General features: G+C 60.9%; 12 protein-coding genes. 9 read left to right on the forward strand and 3 right to left on the reverse strand.

Annotated features, from left to right (window positions below; all coding sequences use genetic code 11):
* Positions 1-194: 194 nt before the first annotated feature.
* Both OIL88_04505 and OIL88_04510 read right to left on the reverse strand, forming a co-directional pair.
* Positions 195-944, reverse strand: a complete 750-nt coding sequence (locus tag OIL88_04505; protein HJI71634.1) for an SDR family oxidoreductase — start codon at positions 942-944, stop codon at positions 195-197.
* 213 nt (positions 945-1,157) lie between these two features.
* The gene (locus OIL88_04510) at positions 1,158-2,501 is read right to left on the reverse strand and encodes a homoserine dehydrogenase (protein ID HJI71635.1); all 1,344 of its coding nucleotides are present in this window, start codon (positions 2,499-2,501) and stop codon (positions 1,158-1,160) included.
* 251 nt (positions 2,502-2,752) lie between these two features.
* On the opposite strand from OIL88_04510, the gene OIL88_04515 reads away from it, so the two are divergent.
* The 8 genes from OIL88_04515 to OIL88_04550 all read left to right on the forward strand — a co-directional run bounded on the left by OIL88_04515 (position 2,753) and on the right by OIL88_04550 (position 10,708).
* Entirely contained in the window at positions 2,753-3,919 is a 1,167-nt protein-coding gene (locus tag OIL88_04515) for an ABC transporter substrate-binding protein (GenBank protein HJI71636.1), read from the forward strand.
* Between the two features lie 271 nt (positions 3,920-4,190).
* Positions 4,191-5,378 carry an ABC transporter substrate-binding protein gene (locus OIL88_04520; protein HJI71637.1) on the forward strand — a complete coding sequence of 396 codons (1,188 nt, stop codon included), beginning with the start codon at positions 4,191-4,193 and terminating at the stop codon, positions 5,376-5,378.
* A gap of 139 nt (positions 5,379-5,517) precedes the next feature.
* Positions 5,518-6,399 carry a branched-chain amino acid ABC transporter permease gene (locus OIL88_04525; protein ID HJI71638.1) on the forward strand — a complete coding sequence of 294 codons (882 nt, stop codon included), beginning with the start codon at positions 5,518-5,520 and terminating at the stop codon, positions 6,397-6,399.
* A gap of 9 nt (positions 6,400-6,408) precedes the next feature.
* Positions 6,409-7,488 (forward strand): branched-chain amino acid ABC transporter permease, encoded by a 1,080-nt coding sequence (locus tag OIL88_04530; protein ID HJI71639.1) that lies wholly within the window; start codon positions 6,409-6,411, stop codon positions 7,486-7,488.
* On the forward strand, positions 7,478-8,338 hold the full coding sequence (locus OIL88_04535) for an ABC transporter ATP-binding protein (GenBank protein HJI71640.1): 861 nt from the start codon (positions 7,478-7,480) through the stop codon (positions 8,336-8,338). The genes OIL88_04530 and OIL88_04535 overlap by 11 nt, the downstream gene beginning before the upstream one ends.
* Positions 8,339-9,052, forward strand: coding sequence for an ABC transporter ATP-binding protein (locus OIL88_04540; GenBank protein HJI71641.1), 714 nt, complete (start codon positions 8,339-8,341; stop codon positions 9,050-9,052).
* A gap of 174 nt (positions 9,053-9,226) precedes the next feature.
* Positions 9,227-9,904: a copper homeostasis protein CutC gene (locus tag OIL88_04545; protein HJI71642.1), complete on the forward strand. Its 678-nt coding sequence runs from the start codon at positions 9,227-9,229 to the stop codon at positions 9,902-9,904.
* A gap of 3 nt (positions 9,905-9,907) precedes the next feature.
* Complete coding sequence (locus OIL88_04550; GenBank protein ID HJI71643.1) at positions 9,908-10,708, forward strand: DUF4931 domain-containing protein; 801 nt, start codon at positions 9,908-9,910, stop codon at positions 10,706-10,708.
* Positions 10,709-10,735: 27 nt separating this feature from the next.
* On the opposite strand, the gene OIL88_04555 is transcribed toward OIL88_04550, so the two are convergent.
* Positions 10,736-11,734, reverse strand: coding sequence for a bile acid:sodium symporter family protein (locus OIL88_04555; GenBank protein ID HJI71644.1), 999 nt, complete (start codon positions 11,732-11,734; stop codon positions 10,736-10,738).
* A 276-nt stretch (positions 11,735-12,010) separates the two neighbouring features.
* Between OIL88_04555 and recJ the strand changes: the two genes are divergently transcribed.
* Positions 12,011-15,298: a single-stranded-DNA-specific exonuclease RecJ gene (gene recJ, locus OIL88_04560; protein ID HJI71645.1), complete on the forward strand. Its 3,288-nt coding sequence runs from the start codon at positions 12,011-12,013 to the stop codon at positions 15,296-15,298.
* Positions 15,299-15,303 lie beyond the last annotated feature (5 nt).

Consider the following 15,303-nt stretch of genomic DNA (forward strand, 5'->3'; position numbering starts at 1 on the left):
CGGAATGGGCGCTCAGAGTGGGATGCAGTTTCCGCAAGGAGGTCCTGGGGGAAACCGTGCCCCGTTCTGATCCGAAATACTGGGACATAGTTTCCCTTTCATAACAGGAGAAGGCGCGCTGTCTGCAGTTGATTCAGACGGCGCGCCTTTTTGGTTGAGCTATGTTGAAGCTTGAAGCCAAAGCTTGTGGCTCCTTAGGAGCGGGCGGCTCCGTCGACGGGGAGCACGGCGCCCGTGACGTAGGAGGACATGTCGCTCGCCAGGAAAACAAAGGCGTTGGCGACATCCTCGGGCTCGCCCATGCGACCCAGCGGAATGGTGGCGATGATGGGCTTGATGACCTCTTCGGGCAGGTTGGCGACCATATCGGTCTTGGTCACGCCGGGTGCGACGGCATTGACGCGAATGCCCATGGGGGCGAGCTCGCGCGAGAGCGACTGGACCATACCGTTGACGGCAAACTTGGACGTGGGGTAACCGACGCCGGAGGGCTGACCGTACTTGGCGACCATCGAGCTCGTGGTGGTGATGGTGCCGCCACGGCCGGCCTTGGTCATGATCTTGGCGGCTGCCTGGTGGCCATTAAAGACGGCGACGACGTTAAGGTCCATGACCTTTGCGAACTCCTCGGCCGTGTAGTCCAAAAGGGGCGAGCGCTGGGAGATGCCGGCATTGTTGACGACTGTATCCAAGCCGCCCATATCGGCTGCGGCCTGGGTAAAGGCCTCGGTCACGGCTTCGAGCGAGGTGAGGTCGCAGGAGCGGCCCCAGACCTTGGCGTCGGGATAGGCGGCTGCCAGCTTCTCAACGGCCGTGTCGGCAGTCTCCTGGCGCGAGCCAAAGACGGTGACGGCAGCGCCTTCCTCGATAAAACGGCAGGCGATGGCATAGCCGATACCGCGTGTGCCTCCGGTGATGATTGCTTTCTTGCCCTCGAGCAACATGGTGCTTCCTCTCATCGCGAGCGGACATTCGCAGCACAGCGTAGCGGTAGTCGGAATCGGCCGCGTTTGCATATCGGTGAACGTAGCCCGCGTTACCGATGAGCGGCTCGCGCAAATATGCTTTGCCGTTGTGCTTAGGGCAGGTGACAAAAGGGCTCCCGTCCCACATCGGACGGGAGCCCTCAAGGCGCGTATTGCTAGGCGAGCGTTGGGCTAGTTCGCCATGACGCCTTCGGTCCAGGCCTCGACGTCCTCGATACGCAGGACGTTGGCGACCTCGGCCACGCAGTCGACGCTGGCAAGCTCGGCGGCGGCAGCCTGGACGTCCTTCTCGAGCGCGCGGTGCGTCAGGAAGATGACCGAGCAGGCATCGCTGACGCCCGATTTGCCGTCCTCGACCTGGTTGATGAGCGAGATCGAGATGTTGTGCTTGGCAAAGATGTCGACCGTCTCGGACAGGGCGCCCACGCGGTCGGCGACTTTCAGGCGCACATAGTACTTGGTCTGGAGCTCGTCCATGGGCTTAAAGGTGAGGTTGTGGCCATAGGGCTCAATCTCGGGCAGCGGAGCCACGCCGCGGCTGATCTGCTCGGAGAGCGACAGGATATCGCCCACGACGGCGCTCGCGGTGGGGAAGGAGCCTGCGCCCGCGCCGTAGAACATGGTCTCGCCCACGGCGTCGCCTACCACGTAGACGGCGTTCATGGCGCCGTTGACCTTGGCGAGCATATGGTCTGCGGGGATCAGCGTGGGATGCACACGAACGTCGACGCCAGCGTCGGTGTTGCGGGCGATGCCGAGCAGTTTGATGGTGAAGCCGAGCTCGCGGGCCTGGGCGATGTCCTCGGCGCCGATGGTGCGGATACCCTGCTGGTACACATCATCGGTGGTAACGCGGGTGCCAAAGCCGATGGAGGCGAGGATGGCCGTCTTGCTGGCGGCATCGAAGCCGTCGACGTCGGCGGACGGGTCGGCCTCGGCATAGCCCTTAGCCTGTGCGTCGGCGAGCACGTCAGCGTAATCGGCGCCCTCGGCGTCCATGCGCGACAGGATGTAGTTGGTGGTGCCGTTGAGGATGCCGGCGATGGTCAGGATCTTGTTACCCACCAGGTCGTGCTCGAGTGTGCTGACAATGGGGATGCCGCCACCGCAGCTGGCCTCGCACTTAATCTGCACGCCGCACGCACGCGCCTTCTCGGCAAGCGTCTCGACATGGCGGCCCAGCAGGGCCTTGTTGGCGGAGACGACATGCTTGCCGTTCTCGAAGGCAGTGGTGAAGATCTCGGTCGCGGGGTGCTCGCCGCCGATCAGCTCGACGACGATGTCGACGGCGGGGTCGGTGACGACATCGTGCCAGTCGCTCGTAAAGGCCTCGCGCTCAATGCCTGCCGCCTCGGCCTGCTCCCAAGCAAGCGCGCAGGCGCGGGTCAGCTTAAGGTCGATGCCGTAGGCTGCCAGGTACTCATCGTGGTGGCTCTTGATCAGACGGGCCACGCCGCCGCCGACGGTTCCCAGACCGATCAGACCGACGTTCACGGTGCGCAGGGGTTCGCTCATAGATAACTCCTTCGTGCATCTTATGGATGGATAAACCGCTTAAAGGTTGAGTGCATTCTAGCGTGAACCGGGGGCGCGTGCTCGCCAGGCAACAGGAGCCGCACGAAACGGCACCCCCGAAACGCTGCGGAAACATTGGAAACACGCTCGCTACAAACGGACTTCCGTAACAAACTGTCAACGTTTGCGCCATAAGGTTTGCCCTGTACCGCAAGACGGCCGCACCGCGGCCAGCGAAAAAGGGGGACACCATGTTCAACATCAACAGCACGCTCAGCCGTAGGAACTTTCTCGCCGGCGCTGCGGCGCTCGGCAGCACCGCCGCACTCGCTGGTTGCTCGTCGGGTGGCTCGGACGGCGGCACCGCCGATGACGGCAAGACCTTCAAGATCGGTGTCATCGGCCCTCTGACCGGCGCCGCGGCAACCTATGGCGTCTCGGCCGAGAAGGGTGCCAAGCTTGCCGCCAAGGATTTCTCGACCAAGGACCTCAAACTCTCGCTTAAGTCCGAGGATGACGTCGCCGACGGCGAGAAGGCTATCAACGCCTTCAATACCCTGTGCGACTGGGGCATGCAGGCGCTCGTCGGCCCCGTCACGACTGGTGCCGCCGTCGCTGTCTCGGGCGAGATCGCCGACGATATGCTCATGGTCACGCCTTCTGCCTCGTCGCTTGACGTCACCAAGGACAAGACCACGGTCTTCCAGGTCTGCTTCACCGATCCCACCATGGGCACGAGCGCTGCGAAGTTCTTGGCCGAGAAGTACGCAGACGCCAAGATCGCCCTGTTCTATAACTCCGGCGATACGTACAGCTCGGGCGTTGCCGATGCCTTTGCCGAGCAGGCCAAGGAGTCCAAGCTCGATATCGTCGACACCGAGACCTTTAAAGACGACTCTTCCACGAGCTTTACCAACCAGTTGACCAAGGCCAAGGAGGCCGGCGCCACGCTCATCTTTGCGCCCATCTACTACACGCCGGCATCCGTCCTGCTCAAGAATGCGAGCGACATGGGCTACGACATGACGCTCATGGGTACCGACGGCATGGACGGTCTGCTCTCTGTGGAGGGCTTCGACACCTCGCTTGCCGAGGGCGTGCTGCTCATGACGCCGTTCTCCGCCGATGACGAGAAGAACGCCGACTTCGTCAAGGCATACAAGGAGGAGTACGACGAGACCCCCAACCAGTTTGCCGCCGACGCCTACGACTGTGTCCACGCTATCGCCGAGGCCATCGACAAGGCCGGCATTGACACGACGGCCGACGGTGCCGACATTGCCGCCGACCTTGCCAAAGCCATGCGTAAGATCAAGATCGAGGGCCTGACGGGCGAGCTGACGTGGAACGACGAAGGCCAGGTCGAGAAGCCCGCCACGGCTTATGTGATTCAGGGCGGCAAATACATCGCCGCCTAAGTGCGCATGAAACGCGACCGGTGAGGCTGCTTTATTCAGAACAAGGGCGCTTGTAACAGAATGGAAACATTACTTTCACACAATAAAGTGGCATAGCTGCATAAAGCGATAGAAATACGCAGAATTATGGATATAAGGACAAACCGAAAGAAAAGTTGAAATAATCGCCACTTTTCCCAACTAAAGCGTCTACTATTTTGCGAACGCCGAACACGGCGAAGGATGGCCTGTCGGGTAACCGAAACCCGACGAGAAATGAGAGGAGAGCCGCATGTCGAGCCTCACCGGTAAGTCATTGAACCCTGTTATGAATCGCAGGAGCGTTATCGCGAGCGCAGCAGGTCTGGGGGCGATGTCCATTCTAGCTGGCTGCTCCTCCAACGGCGGCGATAGCGGTTCCGCTTCGAGCGACGCTTCGTTTAAGATCGGTACCATCGGCCCGCTGACCGGTGCAAATGCCTCCTATGGCAAGTCCGTTACTCAGGCCGTCGAGCTTGGCTGCAAGGATTTCTCCACCAAGGAACTTCCGCTTGCCAGCAAGGCCGAGGACGATCAGGCCGACGGCGAGAAGGCCGTCAACGCCTTTAATAATCTTCTGGACTGGGGTATGCAGGCCCTCGTCGGCCCGACCACCACGGGCGCATCGGTTGCCGTTGCCGCCGAGTGCGGTAAGGACCCCGAGACGTTCATGATCACCCCGTCCGCGTCTTCCGAGGACGTCACCAAGGGCAAGGATTGCGTCTTCCAGGTTTGCTTTACCGACCCCAACCAGGGCGTCAACGCTGCCAAGTTCCTGGCCGAGAAGTATGCGGACGAGAAGTTCGTGCTCTTCTATAACTCCGGCGACGCATATTCTTCGGGTATTGCCGATGCCTTTAAGGCCCAGGCCGCTGAGTCCAAGCTCGAGATCGTTGACGAGGAAACCTTTAAGGACGACTCTTCCACGAGCTTCACCAACCAGCTGACCAAGGCCAAGCAGGCCGGCGCCACCATGATCTTCGCACCGATCTACTACACGCCGGCGTCCGTCCTGCTCAAGAATGCCAAGGACATGGGCTACGACGTCAAGATGATGGGCTGCGACGGCATGGACGGCATCCTGGGCGTGGAGGGCTTCGACACCTCGCTTGCCGAGGGCTTGCTGCTCATGACCCCGTTCTCCGCCGACGACGAGAAGAACGCCGACTTCGTCAATGCTTACAAGGATAAGTACGGCGATACCCCCGACCAGTTTGCCGCCGACGCCTACGACGGCGTGCATGCTGTGGTCGAGGCTCTCAAGGAGGCCGGCCTGGGCGTCGACGCCGACCCCACCGAGGTCGCCGAGAAGCTGCCCGAGGCTATGCTCAAGATCACCGTTGATGGCCTGACCGGCAAGCTTTCCTGGAACGACAAGGGCCAGGTCCAGAAGGACCCGACTGCGTACGTCATCACCGACGGCAAGTACGTACAGGCCTAATAGGCCGCCTTACATAGAGCGGTTTTGATCCCAAGCAGGGGAGGTTTTGGCCTTCCCTGCTTGCTTGGTATCTAGGGACGATGTAACGTCCCTGTTTCGTACATCAACTGGAAACCTATTCGAAAGGGGGATGTGGAACATGACGGTCTTTATCCAATACCTGGTCAACGGCCTGTCCATGGGTAGCGTCTACGCCATCATCGCGTTGGGCTACACCATGGTCTACGGTATCGCCAAGATGCTGAACTTCGCTCACGGCGACGTCATCATGGTCGGTGCCTATGTCTCGTTCTGCGCCACGTCGTATCTCGGCCTCCCGGGCTGGGCTTCTGTAATTCTCTCTTGTGCGGTCTGCACGGTTCTGGGCGTTCTCATCGAGGGCCTTGCCTATAAGCCTCTGCGCCAGGCGGGCCCGCTGGCCGTTCTGATCACGGCCATCGGCGTGTCCTACTTCCTGCAGAATGCCGCCCAGCTTCTGTGGGGCGCCACGCCCAAGAACTTTACTTCGCTCGTCACCTTCCCGGTGCCGGAGTTCTTGGCCAAGTACAACGTGAGCGCCGTCTCACTCGTCACCATCGTCGCCTGCCTGGTTATCATGGCCGGCCTGGTGTTCTTTACGGGCAAGACCAAGATGGGCAAGGCCATGCGTGCCGTGTCCGAGGACAAGGCAGCCGCTCAGCTCATGGGCATCAACGTCAACCGCACCATCTCGATGACGTTCGCCATCGGTTCTGCCCTTGCCGCCATCGCCGGTGTGCTCCTTTGCTCCTATTCGCCGGTGCTGCAGCCCACGACGGGCGCCATGCCTGGCATCAAGGCCTTCGACGCCGCCGTCTTCGGTGGCATCGGCTCCATCCCCGGCGCCTTTGTCGGTGGCATTCTCATCGGCATCATCGAAGCGATGGCACAGGCTTACATTTCCACGAGCCTTGCTAACTCCATCGTCTTTGGTGTTCTGATCATCGTCCTGCTCGTCAAGCCTGCCGGCCTCTTGGGCAAGTACGTCCCCGAGAAGGTGTAGGTGAGCGTTATGAAGTTCCTTAAAGACAAGCAGACGCGTCACGACTTTGTCACGTATGCCATGTGCATCGTGGCCTTCGCCATCGTGTTCTTTATGCAGTCCAACCACATGATCCCGCGCATGATCGCCGGTCAGCTGGTTCCCATTACGGCCTACATCGTCATGGCCATCTCGCTTAACCTCGTCGTCGGTATCGCGGGCGACCTGTCGCTGGGCCACGCGGGCTTTATGAGCGTCGGTGCCTACACGGGCATCGTCACCGCGGTCGCGCTGGAGAGCGCCGTTCCCTCCGATCCGGTGCGCCTTATCATCAGCATCGTGGTCGGCGCTATCGCCGCAGCCATTCTGGGCTTCTTGATCGGCATCCCGGTCCTTCGCCTGAGCGGCGACTACCTGGCCATCGTGACGCTGGCCTTTGGCGAGATCATCAAAGAGATCGTCACCTGCCTTATCGTGGGCGTCGACTCGCGTGGCCTGCACGTGATCTTCAATATCACGGGCAACTCCACGATCGACGACCTGCACCTGCTCGAGGACGGCACCGCCATCATCAAGGGTGCCCAGGGCGCCTCGGGCGTGTCGACGTACTCGACCTTCCTCGCCGGTGCCATCCTGGTCATGGTCGCGCTCGTAATTGTGCTCAACCTGGTTCGCAGCCGTACCGGCCGTGCCATCATGGCCGTTCGCGACAACAAGATCGCCGCCGAGTCCGTGGGTATCTCCGTCACCCAGTACCGTATGATCGCCTTCGTGGTTTCCGCTGCCCTCGCCGGTGCTGCCGGAGCCCTCTTTGGCGGTAACTTCTCGCAGCTCTCCGCCACCAAGTTCGACTTCAACACGTCGATTCTCATCCTGGTGTTCGTGGTCCTGGGCGGTCTGGGCAACATGCGCGGCTCCGTCATCGCTGCGGCGCTGCTCACCGTGCTTCCCGAGCTGCTCCGCCAGTTCTCGGACTACCGCATGCTCATCTACGCCATCGTGCTGATTCTGGTCATGATTTTTACCAACAACCCGCAGCTCAAGGCATTCTTCGGTCGCGTTAAGGACCGCTTTGCTCCCAAGAAGGAGGTGGCAGCCGATGCCCAGTAAGTTTGAGTTCAACAAGGGCAAGATGGTCCCGTATCCTTCTGGTGCCATCGTTCCCGACCGCGACCTGGGCGAGCGCCCGGCGCTCGAGTGCATCCACCTGGGTATTGAGTTCGGCGGCCTTAAGGCTGTCGACGACTTTAGCCTGACCATCGGCAAGACCGAGATCGCCGGTCTGATCGGCCCCAACGGCGCCGGTAAGACCACGGTCTTCAACCTGCTCACCAAGGTGTACCAGCCCACGCACGGCACCATCCTGCTCGATGGCGAGGACACCTCGGGTAAGTCGGTCTATCAGGTCAACCGTATGGGCATCGCCCGTACCTTCCAAAACATTCGCCTGTTCAACACCATGACGGTGGAGGACAACGTCAAGGTCGGCCTGCACAACCAGGAGCGCTACTCCGGTTTTGAGGGCGTGCTGCGCCTGCCGACGTACTGGAAGCACGAGAAGGCCGCCCACGAGCGCGCCATGGAGCTGCTGTCCATCTTTGACATGGAGCACCTGGCAAACGAGCAGGCCGGCTCACTGCCTTACGGCGCCCAGCGTCGTTTGGAGATCGTCCGCGCCCTTGCGACCAATCCCAAGCTGCTGCTGCTTGACGAGCCTGCCGCCGGCATGAACCCGTCCGAGACCGCAGAGCTCATGGAGAACATCGTCAAGATCCGCGACACCTTCGGCATCGCCATCATGCTCATCGAGCACGACATGTCACTCGTCATGAACATTTGCGAGGGCATCTGCGTGCTTAACTTTGGCAAGGTCATCGCCAAGGGCACGGCCGAGGAGATCCAGAACAACGACGCCGTTATCGAGGCGTATCTGGGCAAGCAGGATAAGGGGGAGAACTAAATGGCAGAGCCGATGCTTTCCGTCTACAACATCAACGTCTGGTACGGCGCTATCCACGCCATCAAGGACATCTCCTTTAACGTCAACGAGGGCGAGATCGTGGCCCTGATCGGTGCGAACGGTGCCGGCAAGTCCACAACGCTCAAGACTGTCTCGGGCCTGCTGCGCTCCAAGACCGGCTCCATCAAGTTTATGGGCGAGGACATTACCCATACGCCTGCCGACAAGCTGGTGGGCAAGGGCCTGGCTCAGGTCCCCGAGGGCCGTCGTGCCTTTTTGCAGATGACGGTCGAGGAGAACTTGGAGATGGGCGCCTACACGCAGCCCAAGTCCACGGTGGCTCCGGGCCTGGAGCGCGTCTACGAGCAGTTCCCGCGCCTGAAGGAACGTCGTCGCCAGGTCGCCGGCACCCTTTCAGGCGGCGAGCAGCAGATGCTCGTTATGGGGCGCGCCCTTATGAGTAACCCCAAACTGCTCATGCTCGACGAGCCTTCCATGGGTCTGGCACCGATTCTGATCGAACAGATCTTCCAGATTGTCGAGGACTTGCACAAGGCCGGTACCACGGTGCTTCTGGTCGAGCAAAACGCGCAGATGGCGCTTTCCATCGCCACACGCGGTTACGTGCTCGAGACCGGCAAGATCACCATGACCGGCACTGGTCAAGAGCTGCTGCACGACGATAACGTCCGCAAAGCCTACCTCGGAGGCTAACCCACCTAACAAAAGGGGCGCTGACTATCTCAGTCAGCGCCCCTTTTTATTTGCGGTGAAATAGGGACTGAATACGGGCTCCAGAGGCCAAAAGAGTCCCTATTCCACCGCAACTTCATGGGGATGTGTGACAATGCCCGTCGGAAAACATCTGCTGTCTTTGGGGGTCTATCTATGGTGTACGAGTTTTGTGCCGAGAACTTTGAGCGGGTGCCGGCGGCTATCGATGCCGGTGCAAGGCGTATCGAGCTGTGCGACAACCTTGCCGTTGGTGGCACCACGCCTTCGGCCGGCGTTATCAGCGCTACGACCAACTATGTCCACGAGCACGATGCACGGGTGATGTGCATGATTCGCCCGCGTGGCGGCGACTTTCACTACGACCAGGACGAGCTGCGTATGATGGAGATGGACCTGGGCCTTGCCGTAAGCGCCGGCGTTGACGGCTTGGTCTTTGGCTGCTGCAAGCCCTGCGCTGGCGGATGGGCGCTCGACGAACTTACGCTTGGCGCCCTCGTGATGGCTGCGGGCTGCGCGACCGAGGAATGTAAGCGTGAGCCCATCGACATCACCTTCCACATGGCATTTGACCAGCTCTCGCCCGAGGCTCAGCTCGATGCGATTGATACACTTGCCGACTGCGGCGTTACGCGCATCCTCACGCATGGCGGCGCTGCCGGTACGTCGATCGAGGATAATTTCGATCACCTGGCTCGTTTAATCGAGTATGCGGGTGATCGTTTGACCATCCTTCCCGGCGGCGGCATTTCCACGGCCAACCGCGATACCGTGGCGGCGGCACTGGGCGTCTCCGAGCTCCATGGCACCAAGATTGTGCCGCTGGAGGTATAACCCGTGGCGCTGGTATTTGACGTTCAGCAGGCGAACGGTAAGCCCGACGACAACCGTCGTCCCGGCACCGCGTGCCCTTTTTGCGATACAGAAGGGCTCACCGACATCATTCGCCGTGATGGCGATTGCATTTGGCTCGAGAATAAGTTCAAGACCCTGCGCGCCACCCGTCAAACCGTGCTGATCGAGTCGGCCGATCACGATGCCGACCTGGTGACCTACGAGCCGGATGAACTCCACCATGTGATGCGGTTTGCCCTGGGTTGCTGGCAGCAGATGATCGATTCACAGCAGTATCGAAGCGTGCTCATGTACAAGAACAAGGGTCCGCTCTCGGGCGGTAGTCTCGTGCATCCGCACATGCAGATTGTGGGTTTGGAGCAGGAAGACGGCTACACTTCGCTGACTTCTGCCAATTTCGAAGGCATCAATGTCTGGCAACAGGGGAGGATCTCGGTCAATATCTCAACCGAACCGATCATGGGGTTCTTTGAGATCAACGTTTCAGCCCCGCAGGGAATCGCCGCCAGCGATGACACGAGAGACCAAGCCGAGGCGGATCTCTTCGCCGATGCAATCCAGGTAGCTCTGCGCTATATCTTGCACGAGCACCATGGCGGTCGTGCAGAGTCGTACAACCTGTTCTTCTATCACATGAGCGACCGAACCATTGCCAAGGCGCTTCCACGTTGGGTGGTTTCACCCTACTTTGTCGGGTATCGGCTGGCTCAGGTCAATGCTGAGACCACGCTCGATGTCGATGCGGAGCGACTCCGCGCACATCTGGAGGCGCTCACATCGTAAAGTGAGCGCCCGCACACTGCGGACGGTTTAGCGCGCCATTGCATCGCGGCCGGCCTCGACGCGCTTGCGCTGGGCGGCGCGCTCCTCGCCGGTCAGACGCTCAAAGAAGTGCCCGATAAGCGAGGCGAGCACCTGCTGAAACAACGTTCCACACATGACGGGAAACACAACTTCGCCCGGAAAGTATTGCGTGGCGATGACGGCGCCCGAAGAGATATTGCGCATGCCGCAGGTAAAGCACATGGTGGTCGTTTCGCTATATGGCAGATGCAGCGCGCGGGCGACCAGAATGCCGACGACAAAGCCGCTGATGGCGAAGACCAAAATAAAGAGGGCGACTTCCAAGCGCACCGCGTTCATGTGCAGCACGTACTCGCTCATGGCGGTGGAGTTGGAGGCGATAACGCCCATCATCATGAACTTGCAGGCGGGCGAGAGCGCGGGGGAGAGCTTCTCGTGTCCCCATCCGCGCGTGAGCTCGTTGATCACGATGCCGAGAACGGCGGGGATGGCGATCATAAAGGCCATGTTCTGCATCATACTCGGCACATCGATCGAGACGGTGGCGCCTAGCAGGAGTTTGAGCGTAAGCGGAATCGTCACCGGGGAGATGACCGAGGACGTCAGGATGATGGTGAGCGCGAGCGGGCCGTTGCCGCCGAACATGCTGATCCACATAAAAGCGGTGACTGCCACGGGCACACTGTATTCGAGCACGATGCCGCAGACAAGGTTGGGGTTGGAACCAAAGAACAACGATCCCATGGCATAGGCCGCGATGGGAATAAGCGCCGCCGAGACCAACAATGCCACAATCAGGTGCAGCGGACGGTGGAACACCTCGGCTACCTGGTGAAAGGTGTTGCTGAGCGCACCTTGGAACGTCATAAAGGCAAACAAGGTGGGAACGATGGGCTTGAGAACGCCGATCTGTTGAGGAAAGAGCACGCCGAGCGCCACGCAAATCGGAACGATGATTTGCATGTGCCCCGCGAGAAACTTGCCCAGTCCAACCCATTGCTTCATATGCTCTTGTGACTCCCTTTGCTCGTGAATCCGTTTTGACTGGATATGCTAGACGCTCACATGTGTCCGTGCGGCTGAAACGCTCGATTATTTCGAGGGCATTACCGCCATCGTTTGCCGAAACCGCGGCGCACCGCGGCGTTTTGCGTCCGCGCTGCACGGTATAATAAATCCGTTCAACAGATCTGCCTGCCGAAGCGGGCATACACAGAGGACTCATCGCTATGAACCGTGAGAGGTATCGCGGCGACCTGCCCCTATCGGGGGTGGGTGCCTATGTCATCGCTTAAGACGACGCATCGCTGGGCGGTCGCTCAGCAAAACCCCGAGCTCGAAAAGGAACTTTCGGCTGGTCTGGGCATTCCTGGGCTGGTGGCGCGCATTATGGTCGCGCACGGCATTGGCTCCATCAAAGAGGGCCAATTGTTTTTGACGCCTTCGCTCGATCGCGACTGGGCCGACCCACTCATTATCCCGGGCATGTCGGTCGTTGCCGACCGCGTCGAGCGTGCTATTCGCAACCACGAGCACATTGCAGTCTTTGGCGATTTTGACGTTGACGGTATTACCTCGACCTGCCTGTTGACCGAGGCGCTGCGCACGTTTGGCGCCGATGTCACGCCGTTTATTCCGCATCGCTTTGATGAGGGCTACGGTCTTTCGCGCGCGGCGCTCGACCGCGTTAACGAGCTCGCTCGCCCCCAGCTGATCGTGACCGTCGATAACGGCATTGCCGCCAAGGAAGAGGTTTCCTACCTGGAGAGCCTGGGGATCGATTTGGTGGTCACGGACCATCACGAGTCCTCCGACCAGGTGCCGCAGGGTGTGCCCCTGACTGACCCCAAGCTCGAGGACGAGGGCCCCTCGCGTGAGCTTGCCGGTGCTGGTGTGGCGCTCAAGCTGGTGCAAGTCCTGGGTGAGCGCCTGGGCAAGCCGTCGTATTGGCGTTCGCTAATCGAGGTCGCGGCGCTGGGCACCGTGTCCGACATGATGCCGCTCACGCCCGAGAACCGCGCGCTGGTTGCCGAGGGCATCCAGCAGATGCGCGTAACCGCTCGCCCCGGCTATATCGCGCTTGCCGCGCTCGCCAAGGCGGACCTTTCGAGCATTACGGCGGATGGCCTGTCATTCTCGCTCATTCCCCGCTTAAACGCTGCCGGTCGCATGGCCGATCCCAAGCTGGCGCTCGACCTGCTGCTTGCCCGCGATCCCATCGAAGCAAGCGCACTGGCGGCTGAGCTCGAGGAAATCAACCGCCAGCGCCGTGAGATCGAGGCGGAGCTCACGCGCGATGCCATGGCAAAGGTCGAGGAGACCTATGACGGCGGACGCGCGATCGTCGTGGGCGGCGAAGGCTGGCACGAGGGCGTCAAGGGCATCGTGGCAAGCCGTCTGACCAACCGCTACCACGTGCCGGCGCTGCTGTTCTCGATCGAGGACGGTATCGCGCGCGGCTCTGGTCGCTCGGTGGGCAAAGTTAACCTGTTTGACGCCATCGAGCGCTGTTCCGACCTGATGATTCGTCGCGGCGGACATGCCGGTGCGGTGGGTGTGACCATCGAGGCATCCAAGCTCGATGAGTTCCGCCGTCGCCTTTCAGCCGTGTTGTCCGAGCTTCCCGCCGAGGACTTTGAGGACACCGACGAGGTTGCCGCCACGGTCGACCTTTCCGAATTGAATATCGAGACCATCGAGCAGATTTCCCGCCTTGAGCCGTTTGGCCAGGGTAATAAGGTGCCGCTGCTGGCTGCCGAGGGCGTGACGATGTGTGATCGCGCCGTGGTGGGTAAGACCGGCGAGCACATGCGCTTCGTGGTGACGGATGGCGCCGCAAGTGTGCCGGCCATCATGTTTCGTGTACCGCAGATCGACAAGCTTATCAATTGCGACAGCGCCGTCGACTTGGTGTTCGAGGCCGTTGCCGAGCATTGGCAGGGTCGTGTGAAGCCCAAGCTCATGGTCAAGGATGTTCTGGTCCGCGGTACCACGCTGCCCAGCGTCGACGATCCGGCATGCGAGCTTCGTCGTGGCGTGCAGCCGGCGGATTCCGGCCTGCGCCTGGAGTCGCGCAAGCGCGAGACGCTCGCCCAGCTTTCTTATACCGAGCTGACACGCTCGCTTATCCATAGCTTTATCGGCTCGAACCAGCCGCACCGCGCGCAGGTCGAGGCGCTCGATGCCCTGGCCGATTACCAAAGTGTTCTGGCCGTTATGGGAACGGGGCGCGGCAAGTCGCTCATCTTCCATGTGCATGCCGCGCGTGAGGCGGTGCTTCGCGGACGTGCGAGCATCTTTGTCTATCCGCTGCGTGCGCTTGTTGCCGACCAGGCCTATCACCTCTCGTCGACGATGGCATCGCTTGGCATTGGCGTTGGCGTGCTGACCGGCGAGACCGTGGAGGCCGCACGCGATGACGTGTTCGCCGGCCTAGCTTCGGGCCGCACCGGTATCGTGCTCACGACGCCCGAGTTCCTGTCTATCCACCGTGACCGTTTCGCGCGTTCGGGCCGCATCGGCTTTGTCGTTATCGATGAGGCGCACCACGCCGGCCTTGCCAAGGGCGGCGACCGCAGCGCCTATCTTGACATGCCCGATATCCTCAAAGCCCTGGGCGACCCGGTCGTTATGGCTGCGACGGCCACCGCGACGGCTCCGGTTGTGGCCGAGCTTGCCCGCATGCTGCCGATCACTCGCACGGTGGTCGACGAGACGGTGCGCGAGAACCTGCAGCTCGAGGACGACCGCGATCTTGCAAGTCGCGAGAACCGTTTGGTGTCGATTGTGGCGACGGGGGAAAAGACCGTCATCTACGTCAATTCGCGCGACCAGTCCGTGGCGCTCGCCAAGACGTTGCGCAAGCGTGTGCCCGATTGCGCAACCCATATCGCGTTCTATAACGCGGGGCTTGCGCGTTCCGATCGCCGTCGCGTGGAGGAAGCATTCCGAGACGGCAGCCTCAGCTGCATCGTCTCGACATCTGCCTTTGGCGAGGGCGTCAACCTGCCCGATATCCGCCATGTCGTGCTCTATCACATGCCGTTTGGCGGCATTGAGTTTAACCAGATGAGCGGCCGTGCCGGTCGCGATGGCCAGCCCGCCGTGATCCATCTGCTCTATTCGTCGCGCGACGCCCGCATTAACGAGCGCCTACTCGACTGCTATGCGCCCGAGCGCGACGAGCTCGTCACGCTCTATCGCGCGCTGCAGACCATGTGGCGCTCCAACCGCGGCAAAACCGGGGACGATTCCTTTAGCGCGAGCGATATCGACATCGCGCAGATGTGCCTTGCCATCGATGCTCGCACGCCGGTCGACGAGCGTTCGGTGGAAAGCGGCCTGGGAATCTTCGAAGAGCTTGGTTTTTGTCGAGTTTCGGGGTTTGACGACACCCGTCGCATCGCGATGGCCGAAAACCCCGGCCGCGTGCAATTGAGTAGGTCAATTCGCTATTTGGAGGGCTTGCGCTCGCGCATGGAGTTTTCGGCTTTCCGGAGCTGGGCGCTCGATTCGTGCGCTTCTGATATGCTAGCCAAAGTTAACCGCCCGATCGTACCGCGGGCCTAGGGGAA

This window comes from Coriobacteriaceae bacterium, from assembly GCA_025992855.1.
GTDB lineage: Bacteria > Actinomycetota > Coriobacteriia > Coriobacteriales > Coriobacteriaceae > Collinsella.

Coding starts and splice junctions, on each gene's coding strand:
- OIL88_04555 (HJI71644.1), bottom strand. CDS start 11,734: ATGAAGCAATGGGTTGGACTGGGCAAGTTTCTCGCGGGGCACATGCAA.
- OIL88_04525 (HJI71638.1), top strand. CDS start 5,518: ATGACGGTCTTTATCCAATACCTGGTCAACGGCCTGTCCATGGGTAGC.
- OIL88_04535 (HJI71640.1), top strand. CDS start 7,478: ATGCCCAGTAAGTTTGAGTTCAACAAGGGCAAGATGGTCCCGTATCCT.
- OIL88_04530 (HJI71639.1), top strand. CDS start 6,409: ATGAAGTTCCTTAAAGACAAGCAGACGCGTCACGACTTTGTCACGTAT.
- OIL88_04510 (HJI71635.1), bottom strand. CDS start 2,501: ATGAGCGAACCCCTGCGCACCGTGAACGTCGGTCTGATCGGTCTGGGA.
- OIL88_04540 (HJI71641.1), top strand. CDS start 8,339: ATGGCAGAGCCGATGCTTTCCGTCTACAACATCAACGTCTGGTACGGC.
- OIL88_04515 (HJI71636.1), top strand. CDS start 2,753: ATGTTCAACATCAACAGCACGCTCAGCCGTAGGAACTTTCTCGCCGGC.
- OIL88_04520 (HJI71637.1), top strand. CDS start 4,191: ATGTCGAGCCTCACCGGTAAGTCATTGAACCCTGTTATGAATCGCAGG.
- OIL88_04545 (HJI71642.1), top strand. CDS start 9,227: ATGGTGTACGAGTTTTGTGCCGAGAACTTTGAGCGGGTGCCGGCGGCT.
- OIL88_04505 (HJI71634.1), bottom strand. CDS start 944: ATGTTGCTCGAGGGCAAGAAAGCAATCATCACCGGAGGCACACGCGGT.
- recJ (HJI71645.1), top strand. CDS start 12,011: ATGTCATCGCTTAAGACGACGCATCGCTGGGCGGTCGCTCAGCAAAAC.